The sequence below is a fragment of the Stenotrophomonas maltophilia genome (assembly GCF_004920835.1).
Lineage (GTDB): Bacteria > Pseudomonadota > Gammaproteobacteria > Xanthomonadales > Xanthomonadaceae > Stenotrophomonas > Stenotrophomonas maltophilia_AQ.
The window spans coordinates 1-12326 of sequence record NZ_QFHO01000028.1 but is presented as its reverse complement, the minus strand read 5'-3'; the positions used below and the strand labels follow the sequence as shown (position 1 = coordinate 12326).

Genomic DNA, 12326 nt, shown 5'->3' with positions numbered 1-12326 from the left:
CGCCTCCTCAGTGGCCGTGCTCGGCTTCGCCCTTGGCCAGTTCGGCCTTGAGCAGGAAGGCGTTGCTGCCAACGATGCGCTCGCTGCCGGTCAGCCCACCGAGGATCTCGATGCGGTCACCGGCACGGCGTCCGGCCAGGACCGGCTGCGCCTTGAAGCCGCCTTCGACGGCGATGAACACCGCACTGCTGCCATCGACGTTCTGCACCGCATCGGCCGGCACGCTGAGCGAACCATCCTGGCCTTCGGTGACCACCACGGCGGATACCGGTGAACCGGCCGGCGGCAAGGAGGCGTCCACCGGCGTGGCACGGATCACCGCGACGCCGCCCTGCTGGCGGACATCGGCGGCCGAACCGGTAACGGTGGCGGTGAAGCTGCCACCCGGCACGCTCACTTCCAGCTTCATGCCGGGCGTGACCTGCGCGGCCAGCGCCGGCGGCGCGGTGAACACCAGTTCGTTCATGCTCGGATCGGCGACGTCGGCCACCGCACTACCGGCGGCGACCACGCCGCCCGGGGTGACCTGCACGTTGCCGACGATGCCGGCCACCGGGCTGGTGATGCGCACGCGGCCACTGGCATCGGGTGCACCGTTGGCGGCGGCCTGGGCCTGCGCGGCGGCCGCCTGGGCCTGTGCCGCCAGCGAACGTGCGCGTGAGGCTTCCAGCTCCTGGCGCGCAACCACACCCTGGTCGACCAGCGCCTTGTCGCGGCCGTAGGCCAGGCGTGCGGCCTCGGCTTCGGCCGATGCGGCCAGCGCATTGGCGCGGAACACTGCCGCCTCGCCACTGACCACGATGGCCAGCGCCTGGTTCTGCTTCACCGCCGTGCCCGGTGCCACCAGCACGCGTTCGACGCGGCCGGTCACGGTCGAGGCCACCGACGCGCGTGCGCCCACCGACGGTTCAACGCGGCCGGACAGGCGCGTGGAGCCACCGCCACCACGGCCGATGGCGACCACCTCGATACCGGACGCCTTGATCTGTTCCGGGGTCAGCTGCACCACGCCTTCATCGGCGTCGGCGGGAGCCTTGGCGGTTTCCGCCTTGGCTTCCTTGCTGTCGGCAGCATGGCCGTGGCCATCGTCGGTGCCGGCCTTGGCGGTGGTCGCATCGGCCGTTTCCGGCGTCTGCGCGTTGCCGGCGCAGCCGGCCAGGAACACGGCCAGCAGGACACCGCCGATCAGCGGAAAAGTACGAGAGAGAGTCATGGGGCCTCCACAAAGGGGGCGCGTCCTTCAAGGCGCGCAAGATCGATTTCGGCGCCGACGCGCGAGAGGCGCGCGTCTACGGCGGTGCCGCGGGCGGCGATGAGGGCGCTGCGGGTGCTGCGCAGTTCCAGCTGCGAGATGCGTCCTGCGTCGAAGCCGACCCGGGCAAGCCGATAGGCCTCCTCGGCGGCGACCACGCTTTCGTCGGAGGCACGGGTGCGGCTGCCGGCCGCCTTCAATCCGGCCACGGCGGAGAGGCGCGCGGCCTCGCTGTCGCGGCGTTGCTGGTCCAGACGGGCTTCGGCCGCGCGCTGGTCGGCATTGGCGGCGCGGATGCCACCGCGGTTGCGGTCGAACAGCGGGATGCTGAGGCTGACGCCGAGGTTGTAGGCGCGCTCGCCGCCTTCGCGGAAGCGTGTCTGTGCGGCAGTGACGCTGAGGTCGGGCAGGGCGCGCTTGCGCTCAACGTCAACAAGCTTGCCTGCTGCATCGGCTTCGGCCTCGGCGATGCGCACCGCCAGCGCAGCATCGGTGGCGCCACGCGGCAGCGGCGGAGCACGGTCGAGCAGGCTGTCGTTGATCGACTGCACCGGTGCATCCAGCAGCGCGGCACCTGCCAGGCGGGCCAACGCGGCGTCGCGGAAGGCCTGCGCCTCATCCAGCGCGGCGCTGGCGTTGGCCACTTCGCTCTGCGCCTGCACCGCGCGCAACTGCGGTTCGCGGCCCTGCTTGACCATCGCATTGACCGCGTTGGCGTCGTCGCGGGTGAGCGTCAGCGCTTCTTCGGCCAGGCTGTAGCGGCGCAGTGCACTTTCCGCCTGTGCATAGACCACCGCCAACTGGCTGGCCACATCGCTGCGGCTTTGGGCGCCACGCAGGTTGGCCGCCTGTGCCTCGGCGCGGGCGGCACGGACGCGCGCGCCACGCTGGCCCCATACCTCCAGGGGCTGGGACAGGGTGAGCACGGTGTCGGCCTTGCCCATGCCGCCATAGGAGCCGGTGCCCCACGCGTTCTCGGCGGAGTAGGAGAGGGAAGGATTGGGCAACGCACGGGCCTGGTCGGCACGGGCGTCGGCGGCTTCGGCCAGCGCCGCGCCGACACGGGTGCCGGGCAGCTGGTCGAGGCGTTCAAGCAGGGTGTCGTAGGAAGGGGCGGCTTGCGCCATCACCGATGCCGCCGGGGCCAGGCCCAGCAACACAGCGACGACCAGCCCGGCCGCACGCGGCGACCGAGGTGTCAGGATCGACATAGGGGGATTCCGGTTGTGAGTGAAACGGGAGCCCGCGATTGCGGGACGCGCTCAACTCACGCCCGGGGGGGACGCGTCAATTCATCCTGGGCGACCGCATAGGTCGCCACGTCGCCGGCATTCATCCAGCGCGCCGGCAGCGGCGTACCGAAGGCGGCGAAATCGTTCGCTGGCAGGCTCAGCGTGGAGTGGTGGCAGTGGTTATGCGTGCAGGCACCGGTGTGCTTGCTGTCGCTGTCACCGCCTGCGTCGTCCGCGAGGGATTCGACATGGGCGCTGCTGGCATGCGGTTCCACCGCACACACCAGTGCGTCGGCCACCGGCACGACCACGAATGCCGCCATCAGCAGCATCATCAGGTACGTACGCAGTTGGCGGGTGATCCGGCGCATGGAGGGGAGGCTAGCAAGCGGTTTTCGCCGGATACAATATCAATGGCCACCTCGGGAATTCGTCGGAACCTCCCGTTCAGGTGGGCCGGGCGTGGGGTCGGATCCCGTTCCTCTGGAACGGGCTCTGACCCCGGCACATTGCTGCCGGCCAGCGGCCGGCACTACCGGTCTGCAGGCAGCTTCGCGATCACCTTGATCTCGAACTGGAACCCATACAGCCAGGTCACGCCGATGCCGGTCAGGGTCGGGTGCGGCGCCTCGCCCCAATACTCGGGCACGATCGCCCAGGCCTTCTCGAAGTTGGTTTCCGGATCGACCAGGAACACGGTCACGTCGACCACGTCATCGAACGTGCAGCCGGCGGTAGCCAACACCGCGTTGAGGTTGTCGAAGGCGCGGCGCACCTGCGCTTCGAAGTCCGGCTCGGGCGAGCCGTCCTCGCGGCTACCCACCTGGCCGGAGACGAACAGGAAGCCGTTGGATCGGATCGCCGGCGAGTAGCGGTTGCGCTCGTACAGGGCCTGGCGGCCGGCGGGGAAAACGACATCACGCTGTGACATGGAGAAGATCCCGTGGGAGAGGATGCCATCCTCCGCGCCAACGCTGTCTGGATAAACGGCGATGATCGGCCTAGATTGATTGTAAATTCCAAACAATCATGGCCCACCATGGACCGCTTCGAGGCGATGCGGGCGTTTGCCCGGGTAGTGGAAACCGGCAGCTTCACCCATGCCGCGCACACCCTGCAGGTCAGCCGCACCACGGTCACCCAGCTGGTGCAGCAGCTGGAGGCGCATCTGCGGCTGCGCCTGCTCAACCGCACCACGCGCCGGGTCAGCGTCACCGCCGATGGCGCGGCCTACTACCCGCGCATCGCTCGCCTGCTGGCCGAGCTGGAAGAGGTGGAGGGCGGGCTGGGCGATGCCGCCACGCGGCCGCGTGGGCGCCTGCGCGTGGACGTGCCTGGACCCTACGCGCGGCTGCGGCTGGTGCCGGCGCTGCCGGATTTCCAGGCACGCTACCCGGAGATCCAGCTGGACATCGGCGTGAGTGACCGCGAGGTGGATGTCATCGCCGACAACGTCGATTGCGTGATTCGTGGTGGCACCCCGGCCGATCCGGCGCTGGTGGCGCGGCCGTTGGCTGCACTGCCGATCGGTTTTCATGCCAGCCCCGGCTACGTGCAGTGCTTCGGCATGCCGACCGACCCGCGCGCGCTGGAAGGCCCGGATCACCACATGGTCGGCTTCCTCAGCCCGCGCAGTGGCCGCGCCCGGGTGTTCAACGCCCAGCGTGGCGATGAGCGCATCGAGGTGCAGGGCCGCTACACGGTCGGTTTCGACGACGGCAATGCGTATCTGGCGGCTGCATTGGCAGGGCTGGGCGTGGTCGCGCTGCCCAGCTACATGGCCGATCCGCACGTGGCGCGTGGCGAGTTGATGCCGGTGTTGCAGGACTGGCAGCTGCCGCCGATGCCGATGCACGTGATGTTCCCGCCGAACCGGCACATGAGCCAGCGGTTGCGGGTGTTCATCGATTGGGTGGTGGAGGTATTGGGGTGAAATCCGCTTGTCTGCAGAGCCGAGCCCACGCTCGGCTGCTTCTGGCTGCAACGTTCAGGGCCCGCGCTTCGCGCGCCAGCCGAGCGCGGGCTCGGCTCTTTAGGGGGCTTCCTGCTGCAGGCATGCGAAAATCATCACGGCACGCAACAGGAAACATCGCTACTCATGAGTCGCATCGTCGCACTGGATACCGAAACCACCGGCATCTCCCACCGCCTGGGGCACCGGGTCATCGAAATCGGTGCCGTCGAACTGATCGATGGCCAGCTGACCGGTCGCCAGTTCCACACCTATCTGCAGCCGCAGCGCAAGGTGGACTGGGGCGCGCAGCGCGTGCACGGCATCAGCGACGCAATGCTGGTGGGCAAGCCGCTGTTCTCCAGCAAGGCCGCCGAACTGCTGGATTTCCTGCGCGGCAGCGAGATGGTCGCGCACAACGCCACCTTCGATGTGGGCTTCCTGGACAACGAGCTGCGCCTGGCCGGCATCTCCGCCAGTCTGGCCCAGCATTGCCGCATTACCTGCAGCCTGAAGCTGGCGCGTAGTCGTTGGCCCGGCATGCCCAACAAGCTGGACGACCTGCTTGTGCGCCTGCGCATCCCAAGCAACCGGGGCCTGCATGGCGCGTTGAAGGACGCGCACCTGCTTGCCCAGGTGGTTTCGCACCTGCGCTGAGCCGGCCCGGCCCGGCCCGGCTTTACAGGGGGAGCGGCCGTCGCGTCCAGCCCCAGCCTGTGGGTAACTTGCGCAAGTGCTTGAACCCGTGCATAATGCGCGGCTCGCTGTGTCCGGTTTTCTACCGGGCGGCGCCCCCGGGAGCACGTCCCCGGCCGCCCAACGCCAGCGTAACCCTTTGATTCTCTTGACGTGTGGTGGGCAACCATCGAGGCCGCCGTCTCCCGGGCTACGGGCTGACACAACTTACTATCGAGGTGCGCAATGTCCCGCGTATGCCAGGTTTCCGGCAAGCGAGTGCAGACGGGTAACAACGTCTCGCACGCCAACAACAAGACCCGTCGTCGTTTCCTGCCGAATCTGCACGAGCGCCGCTTCTGGGTTGCCAGCGAAAACCGCTGGGTGAAGCTTCGTGTTTCCGCGCATGCACTGCGCACCATCGACAAGAACGGTATCGATTCCGTTCTGGCTGAGCTGCGTGCGCGCGGCGAAAAGGTCTGAGGAGTAGACGATCATGGCAGGCAAGCGCGATAAGGTCCGTATGATTTCGACCGCTGGTACCGGTCACTTCTACACGACCGACAAGAACAAGAAGAACACCCCGGGGAAGATGGAATTCTCCAAGTACGATCCGGTTGTGCGCAAGCACGTCCCGTACAAGGAAGGCAAGATCAAGTAATCCGCAAGGATTGCTGATCGCCTCCGAAGAAACCCGCCCTTGTGGCGGGTTTTTTCATGCCCGGTATTCATGCCCGGTGTTCCCGTGGTGGGTGCCGACCGTTGGTCGGCACGCTCTTCCAACACACGGTAGGTGCCAACCTTGGTTGGCACGTTGGCGGAAGGCTGGGCAGAATGGCCCATCACCTCCCGACGGGCGACGCGATGCTGTTCGAGTGGCTGCTGGGTTCCTACCTGCTGTTGATCGACTGGCTCATCCGGCTGGTCGCGCTGTGCTGGATCCCCACCCGCACCACGCCGGGTGCGGCGCGCAGCTGGCTGCTGCTGGTCGGCTTCGTGCCGCTGCTGGGCCTGCCGCTGTACCTGCTGTTCGGCCACCCGTGGCTGTCGCGCGAGCGCATCCGCCGCCAGGCCGAAGCCTCGCAGGTCATCCGCGAGGAACAGGCGCTGCAGCACCGCCTGCGCTGGACGCCGTGGCCGGATACCGCCTGTGCCGAGATCGTACCGCTGGTGCAGCGCCAGGGCGACTTCATGCCGGTACACGGCAACGCGGTGGACCTGCTGACCGACTACGACGAATCGCTGCACACGCTGATCGCCGACATCGACCAGGCCGAAGACCGCGTGCACCTGCTGTACTACCTGATGTTTGACGACGCGGTGGGCGAGGCGGTGGTCGAGGCACTGCAGCGTGCAGCGGCGCGTGGCGTGCAGTGCCGGGTGCTGCTCGACGCGGTGGGTGCCAAGCGCGGCCTGCGCGCCTATCGCAAGCGCCTGCAGGCGCGCGACATCGAAGTGCGCGCGATGCTGCCCGGCGGCCTGCGCTGGCGCCGCAGCGGACGCATGGATCTGCGCAACCACCGCAAGATCGCGGTGATCGACAACGAAGTGGCCTATGTCGGTTCGCAGAACCTGGCAGGCCCGCAGTTCGTGCCCGGCCACCCGAACCGCGAGCTGGTGGCGCGCGTGCGTGGCCCGGCGGTGGCGCATCTGGAAGCCGTGTTCGCCAGCGACTGGTACATGGAAACCGGCCAGCGCCTGGACGTGATCGCCGATGTGCCCGAGTGCAGCGACGACATCGCCACCCAGCTGCTGCCCAGCGGCCCGGCATATCCCTATAGCAACGCGCGTGATGCGGTCGCGGCACTGATCCACCTGGCGCGGCGCCGGCTGGTGATGGTCACGCCATACTTCGTGCCCGACGAAGCCACGCTGAGCGCACTGCGCATTGCGGCCTTGTCCGGCGTGCAGGTGCAGCTGATCCTCTCGGCCAGCAACAACCAGCGGCTGACCTCATGGGCGCAGGAGGCGTACTACGACGAACTGCTGCGCTGTGGCGTGCGCATCGCCCTGTACGAACCACAGTTCCTGCACGCCAAGCACATGAGCGTGGACGAGGATATCGCCGTGCTCGGCTCGATCAACATGGATATCCGCTCGTTCGCGCTGAACGCCGAAATCGGCCTGATCTGCTACGACCGCGCGCTGGTGAAGCAGTTGTGCGAGATCGAGGATGGCTATCTGCGTGAGTCGCGGCAGCTGGATCTGCAGCAGTGGCGCAGCCGCCCCACGTGGCGGCGCAGCCGCGAGGGCATCGCACGGCTGGCCGATGCGTTGATGTAAGGCAATGCCGGCCGCCCATTTCGGCAATCCGGCCTGTCATCGCCGATGGCCTACAATCGGCACATGACTGATTCACCGCGTAATGGCGAACTGGACCTGGCAATCATCGGTGGTGGTGCGGCCGGGGTGCTGGTGGCGATCCAGGTATTGCGCCAGGCCCACGCGCCGCTGGCGCTGGCCATTTTCGAACCGGCCTCGCAGCTGGCCCAGGGCATCGCCTATGCCACGCCGTGGCCGGAGCATCTGCTGAACGTGCCGGCGGCGAAGATGAGTGCATTTGCCGACCAACCCGGTGATTTCCTCGATTACCTGATGGCTGCCAACGCCTACCCGGGCGAGGCGCGCGAGGTGCTGGGCGAGCGCTATGTGTGCCGCCACTTCTTTGCCGCCTACCTGCAGCAGCGGCTGCAGGAAGCTGCCGCAGCCAGCCCCGCGCAGCTGCAGGTGATCGCGCAGCCGGTGCTGGGCCTGCAGCCGGATGACCATGGTTACCGGCTGCAGCTGGGTGATGGCGCTGCGCTGCACGCCGCGCAGGCGGTACTGGCCCTCGGCAACAGCATGCGCCCGCTGCCGGTGGCCGGTGCCGAGGCGCTACCCGCCGATGACGTGATCGAGGCCTGGGACTACGACGGCGTACGCACCCTGGCCGGCGAGCAGACTGTCGCCATTGTCGGGTCCGGCCTGAGCATGGCCGACACCGTGCTGGCGCTGGTCGCCGCCGGTCACACCGGTCCGCTGCATGTGATCTCGCGCCATGGCCTGCTGCCGTTGCCGCATGCGCACGGGGGTCTGCCCACGTTTGATCCGGCTTTACTGCTGCCGATGAACCTGCGCCAGCGCCTGCGCGCGTTGCGCGGGTTCGCACGCCAGGCACAGACCGACGGTCTGCCGTGGCAGGGCGTGATGGACCGCATCCGTCCGCACGGGCAGGCGCTGTGGTGCAGCCTCGATGAGGCCGACCAGCGTCGCTTCCTGCGCCATGTGGTGCGCTATTGGGACGTGCATCGCCACCGCATCGCCGAAGAAGTGGATGCGCAGCTGCAGGCGCTACAGGACAGCGGCCAGCTGCGTATCCACCGGTCCCGCCTGCAACGCGTCTGGCGCGACGGCGATGCGCTGCAGCTGTCCGGCCGCGATGCCTCGGGCAATGAACAACAGTGGACGATCAGCGGGGTGATCAACGCCACCGGCGTGGAAACCCGCGCCAGCGCGCTGCGCAATCCGTTGCTGCAGCAGCTGCAGGTGGACGGCATGGCACGCCCCGGACCGCATGGGCTGGGCCTGGACAGCACGGTCCCGGGCGACCGCCTGCGTGCCGCCGGTGGCCAGCCGCAGGCACGGCTGGGCGTGCTCGGCAGCCTGCGCATCGGCAGCCTGTGGGAAAGCCTGGCGGTGCCTGAACTGCGTCAGCAGGCACACGCACTTGCAACCCAGGTGGTCGCAGGAGCCGCGACGGCGATGCCGTAAAATGGGGGCATGGATGTCTCCCACCTGCTTGATGGCCTGAACCCGGCCCAGCGCGAAGCCGTCTCCGCTCCCCCCGGCCACCACCTGGTGCTGGCCGGTGCCGGTTCCGGCAAGACCCGCGTACTTACCCACCGCATCGCCTGGCTGCATGAAGTCGATGGCGTGCCGACCCACGGCATTTTCGCGGTGACCTTCACCAACAAGGCGGCCGGCGAAATGCGCCACCGCATCGACGCACAGTTGCCCAACGGCAGCCGCGGCATGTGGATCGGCACCTTCCACGGCCTGGCCAACCGCCTGCTGCGCCTGCACTGGCAGGACGCGAAGCTGCCGGAAGGCTTCCAGGTGATGGATTCGGACGACCAGCTGCGGCTGGTCAAGCGCGTGGTGCAGGCGCTGGAACTGGATGACGGCAAGTACCCGGCCAAGCAGATCGCGTGGTGGATCAACGCGCAGAAGGACGAAGGCCGCCGCCCACAGCACATCCAGCCGGAACCGCACGATGCATGGCTGGAAACCATGCGTCAGGCCTACATCGAGTACCAGGCGCGTTGCGACCGCGCCGGCCTGGTCGACTTCGCCGAACTACTGCTGCGCGCGCACGAACTGCTGCGTGACAACCCGGCGTTGCTGTCGCACTACCGCGCGCGCTTCCGCGAGATCCTGGTGGACGAGTTCCAGGACACCAACGCCATCCAGTACGCCTTCGTGCGCGTGCTGGCCGGCGATTCCGGCCACGTGTTCGTGGTCGGCGACGATGACCAGGCCATCTACGGCTGGCGCGGTGCCAAGGTCGAGAACGTGCAGGGCTTCCTGCGCGATTTCCCAGGCGCGCAGACCATCCGCCTGGAACAGAACTACCGCTCCACCGCCAACATCCTAGGCGCCGCCAACGCGGTGATCGCGCACAACCCGGACCGCATCGGCAAGGAACTGTGGACCGACAGCGGCGACGGCGAGCCGATCGACCTGTACGCGGCGTACAACGAGATGGACGAAGCGCGCTACATCGTCGAGCGTGCCCGCCAGTGGGTGCGCGATGGTGGCAGCTACACCGAAGTGGCCGTGCTCTACCGCAGCAACGCGCAGTCGCGCGCGCTGGAAGAAGCACTGCTGAGCGAGCAGGTGCCGTACCGCGTGTATGGCGGCATGCGCTTCTTCGAGCGTGCCGAAATCAAGGACGCGCTGGCCTACCTGCGCCTGCTGTCCAACCGCAACGATGACGCCGCCTTCGAACGCGCGGTCAACACGCCCACCCGTGGCATCGGCGACCGTACGCTGGACGAAGTGCGCCGCGAGGCGCGCGCGCAGGGTATCTCGCTGTGGGAAGCGACCATGCTGGTCACCCAGGGCAGCGCGCTGGCCGCACGCGCGCGCAACGCGCTGGCCGGCTTCCTGGTGCTGGTCAACGAGCTGCAGGCGCAGACCCTGCACATGACCTTGGCCGAGCGCGTGGACCACGTGCTGGCCCGCTCGCAGCTGCGCGAGCACTGGAGCAAGGAAAGCCGCAACGCGCTGGATTCGGAATCGCGCACCGACAACCTCGATGAACTGGTTTCGGTGGCCTCGCGCTTCGTGCGCCGCGCCGACGATATCGAGGAAGTGGGCGAGGACATGGACGAGCTGGTCGCGTTCCTGGCCTATGCCGCGCTGGAGGCCGGTGAGGGCCAGGCGCAGGCCGGCGAGGAAGGCGTGCAGCTGATGACCCTGCACTCGGCCAAGGGCCTGGAATTCCCGCTGGTGTTCCTGGCCGGCCTGGAAGAAGGCCTGTTCCCCAGCGCACGTTCGCTGGAGGAAAGCGGGCGGCTGGAAGAAGAGCGCCGCCTGGCCTACGTGGGCATCACCCGCGCGCGCCAGAAGCTGGTGCTGAGCTACGCCGAGTCGCGCCGCATCCACGGCCAGGACAATTACAGTCTGCCGTCGCGCTTCCTGCGCGAGATTCCGCGTGAGCTGCTGCACGAAGTGCGCCCGAAGGTGCAGGTCTCGCGGCCGGCCTCGATGGGCGCGAGCCGGGTAATGGGCCATGCCTCGATCGAGGCGCCGCCGCTGAAGCTCGGCGCGTTGGTCACCCATCCCAAGTTCGGCGAAGGCATGGTGACCGACTACGAAGGCAACGGCGCCCACGCCCGCGTGCAGGTCGAGTTCGCCGACGCCGGCAGCAAGTGGCTGGTGATGGCCTACGCCAACCTGACGGTGATCTGATCACTGCCGGGGTCGGATCCCTCCCGCGGGGAGGGCTCTGACGCCATTGCGGGAAAACCCAGTCGAGCATGGGCTCGGCTCTACAGCAATCGCGGCCTCCGTTGGAAAAGGGATCCGACCCCGATACGCTGCGCTCATGACCCGCAACGTGCTCTTCCTCTGCAGTCAGAACCGCCTGCGCAGCCCGACGGCCGAGCAGGTCTTTGCCAATTGGCCGGGCATCGAAACAGCCTCGGCCGGGCTGCTGGCCGACGCCGAGGAAGTGCTCAGCCCCGAGCTGCTGCAGTGGGCCGACCTGGTGTTCGTGATGGAGAAGATCCACCGCAATCGGCTGTCCAGCCGCTATAAGGCAGGGCTGAAGGGCAAGCAGGTGATCTGCCTGGATATCCCGGATGACTACGACTACATGGACCCGGTGCTGGTGGAGTTGCTCAAGCGCAAGGTGGCGCCGTTCCTGCGTTGACGGGCTGTTGTGGAGCCGAGCCCATGCTCGGCTGCTTCTGGTGGGAAAGAGCAGCCGGGCATGGGCTCGGCTCTACAATAGGCGGCACTTCTTCCAGGAACGCCCCGATGACCGAACCCACGCTGCACGTCACCGTGAAGTTGAACGCCAAGCTGCAGCCCGAGCATCGCCATGAGCTGTTCGAAGATCCGCTTGACGCGCTGCTGCAGGCGGCCGAGGTCGGCGGGATCACTGGCGGTGGCACCGCGATGTCCGACGAGGGCGAGGTCGAATACGGCGACATCGAAGTGGCGCTGGTGGACGCTGCGGGCGTGCCGAAGCTGATCGACCTGCTGGAGCAGCTGGGCGCGCCGAAGGGCTCGCAGCTGCAGGGTGCGGGTGAGGCTGATCGCAGCTTCGGCGTGACCGAGGGCCTGGGCATCTACCTGGATGGCCTGACCCTGCCGGACGAGGTCTACGAGCAGTGCGATTCCAACCACGTGTTTGAGCAGCTGTCCGAGCGCATCGATGGCCTCGGCGAGATCTGCAGCTGGTGGCAGGGCCCGACGGAGACCGCGCTGTACATGTACGGCGAATCGTTCGAGGCGATGCGTGATGCGATCGCTGAATTCGTCGGCAGTTATCCGTTGTGCCAGAACGCGCGCGTGGTGCAGATCGCCTGAGGGCAGGCTTGATGTAGCAACTGTCTTGTCAGGCGGAGGCCATCTGGGCCTCCGCATCCCTTTTGCGGGCGTTGAGGATCACCAGCATCTTGCGCATCACCGCGACCAAAGCCACCTTGCCCGGCTTGCCCTGCTTGAC

At 67.6% G+C, this 12326-nt stretch carries 13 protein-coding genes and 1 pseudogene; 9 read left to right on the top strand and 5 right to left on the bottom strand.

Annotation, left to right across the window (positions count from 1 at the left end):
• Window positions 1–7: 7 nt before the first annotated feature.
• The 4 genes from DI041_RS16940 to DI041_RS16925 all read right to left on the bottom strand — a co-directional run bounded on the left by DI041_RS16940 (window position 8) and on the right by DI041_RS16925 (window position 3415).
• Window positions 8–1213: an efflux RND transporter periplasmic adaptor subunit gene (locus tag DI041_RS16940; protein ID WP_046983447.1), complete on the bottom strand. Its 1206-nt coding sequence runs from the start codon at window positions 1211–1213 to the stop codon at window positions 8–10.
• Window positions 1210–2463, bottom strand: a complete 1254-nt coding sequence (locus DI041_RS16935; protein WP_046983448.1) for a TolC family protein — start codon at window positions 2461–2463, stop codon at window positions 1210–1212. The genes DI041_RS16940 and DI041_RS16935 overlap by 4 nt, the downstream gene beginning before the upstream one ends.
• A gap of 56 nt (window positions 2464–2519) precedes the next feature.
• Window positions 2520–2855 carry a hypothetical protein gene (locus DI041_RS16930; RefSeq protein ID WP_006402574.1) on the bottom strand — a complete coding sequence of 112 codons (336 nt, stop codon included), beginning with the start codon at window positions 2853–2855 and terminating at the stop codon, window positions 2520–2522.
• A gap of 161 nt (window positions 2856–3016) precedes the next feature.
• Window positions 3017–3415 (bottom strand): RidA family protein, encoded by a 399-nt coding sequence (locus DI041_RS16925; protein WP_046983449.1) that lies wholly within the window; start codon window positions 3413–3415, stop codon window positions 3017–3019.
• A 108-nt stretch (window positions 3416–3523) separates the two neighbouring features.
• On the opposite strand from DI041_RS16925, the gene DI041_RS16920 reads away from it, so the two are divergent.
• The 9 genes from DI041_RS16920 to DI041_RS16880 all read left to right on the top strand — a co-directional run bounded on the left by DI041_RS16920 (window position 3524) and on the right by DI041_RS16880 (window position 12187).
• Window positions 3524–4417, top strand: a complete 894-nt coding sequence (locus DI041_RS16920; protein ID WP_136639429.1) for a LysR family transcriptional regulator — start codon at window positions 3524–3526, stop codon at window positions 4415–4417.
• 165 nt (window positions 4418–4582) lie between these two features.
• On the top strand, window positions 4583–5092 hold the full coding sequence (gene dnaQ, locus DI041_RS16915) for a DNA polymerase III subunit epsilon (protein WP_136639428.1): 510 nt from the start codon (window positions 4583–4585) through the stop codon (window positions 5090–5092).
• Window positions 5093–5356: 264 nt separating this feature from the next.
• Complete coding sequence (gene rpmB / locus DI041_RS16910; RefSeq protein ID WP_005411638.1) at window positions 5357–5593, top strand: 50S ribosomal protein L28; 237 nt, start codon at window positions 5357–5359, stop codon at window positions 5591–5593.
• A 10-nt stretch (window positions 5594–5603) separates the two neighbouring features.
• On the top strand, window positions 5604–5771 hold the full coding sequence (gene rpmG / locus DI041_RS16905) for a 50S ribosomal protein L33 (RefSeq protein ID WP_170272460.1): 168 nt from the start codon (window positions 5604–5606) through the stop codon (window positions 5769–5771).
• 203 nt (window positions 5772–5974) lie between these two features.
• Window positions 5975–7393, top strand: a complete 1419-nt coding sequence (gene cls / locus DI041_RS16900; RefSeq protein WP_136639443.1) for a cardiolipin synthase — start codon at window positions 5975–5977, stop codon at window positions 7391–7393.
• A gap of 45 nt (window positions 7394–7438) precedes the next feature.
• Complete coding sequence (locus DI041_RS16895; protein WP_136639427.1) at window positions 7439–8860, top strand: FAD/NAD(P)-binding protein; 1422 nt, start codon at window positions 7439–7441, stop codon at window positions 8858–8860.
• Between the two features lie 9 nt (window positions 8861–8869).
• Entirely contained in the window at window positions 8870–11062 is a 2193-nt protein-coding gene (uvrD, locus tag DI041_RS16890) for a DNA helicase II (RefSeq protein ID WP_006402493.1), read from the top strand.
• Between the two features lie 136 nt (window positions 11063–11198).
• On the top strand, window positions 11199–11525 hold the full coding sequence (locus tag DI041_RS16885; RefSeq protein ID WP_136639426.1) for a low molecular weight protein tyrosine phosphatase family protein: 327 nt from the start codon (window positions 11199–11201) through the stop codon (window positions 11523–11525).
• A gap of 107 nt (window positions 11526–11632) precedes the next feature.
• A complete protein-coding gene (locus DI041_RS16880; RefSeq protein ID WP_046983455.1) occupies window positions 11633–12187 on the top strand; it encodes a hypothetical protein in 555 nt (184 codons plus the stop codon).
• A 28-nt stretch (window positions 12188–12215) separates the two neighbouring features.
• Here the strand turns inward: DI041_RS16880 and DI041_RS16875 are convergent.
• A pseudogene (locus tag DI041_RS16875) lies at window positions 12216–12326 on the bottom strand (IS110 family transposase); the annotation flags it as partial.

Excerpts from the sequence above, each read along its gene's own strand:
- DI041_RS16940 (WP_046983447.1), bottom strand. The coding sequence starts at position 1,213 with ATGACTCTCTCTCGTACTTTTCCGCTGATCGGCGGTGTCCTGCTGGCC.
- DI041_RS16935 (WP_046983448.1), bottom strand. The coding sequence starts at position 2,463 with ATGTCGATCCTGACACCTCGGTCGCCGCGTGCGGCCGGGCTGGTCGTC.
- DI041_RS16930 (WP_006402574.1), bottom strand. The coding sequence starts at position 2,855 with ATGCGCCGGATCACCCGCCAACTGCGTACGTACCTGATGATGCTGCTG.
- DI041_RS16925 (WP_046983449.1), bottom strand. The coding sequence starts at position 3,415 with ATGTCACAGCGTGATGTCGTTTTCCCCGCCGGCCGCCAGGCCCTGTAC.
- DI041_RS16920 (WP_136639429.1), top strand. The coding sequence starts at position 3,524 with ATGGACCGCTTCGAGGCGATGCGGGCGTTTGCCCGGGTAGTGGAAACC.
- dnaQ (WP_136639428.1), top strand. The coding sequence starts at position 4,583 with ATGAGTCGCATCGTCGCACTGGATACCGAAACCACCGGCATCTCCCAC.
- rpmB (WP_005411638.1), top strand. The coding sequence starts at position 5,357 with ATGTCCCGCGTATGCCAGGTTTCCGGCAAGCGAGTGCAGACGGGTAAC.
- cls (WP_136639443.1), top strand. The coding sequence starts at position 5,975 with ATGCTGTTCGAGTGGCTGCTGGGTTCCTACCTGCTGTTGATCGACTGG.
- DI041_RS16895 (WP_136639427.1), top strand. The coding sequence starts at position 7,439 with ATGGCCTACAATCGGCACATGACTGATTCACCGCGTAATGGCGAACTG.
- uvrD (WP_006402493.1), top strand. The coding sequence starts at position 8,870 with ATGGATGTCTCCCACCTGCTTGATGGCCTGAACCCGGCCCAGCGCGAA.
- DI041_RS16885 (WP_136639426.1), top strand. The coding sequence starts at position 11,199 with ATGACCCGCAACGTGCTCTTCCTCTGCAGTCAGAACCGCCTGCGCAGC.
- DI041_RS16880 (WP_046983455.1), top strand. The coding sequence starts at position 11,633 with ATGACCGAACCCACGCTGCACGTCACCGTGAAGTTGAACGCCAAGCTG.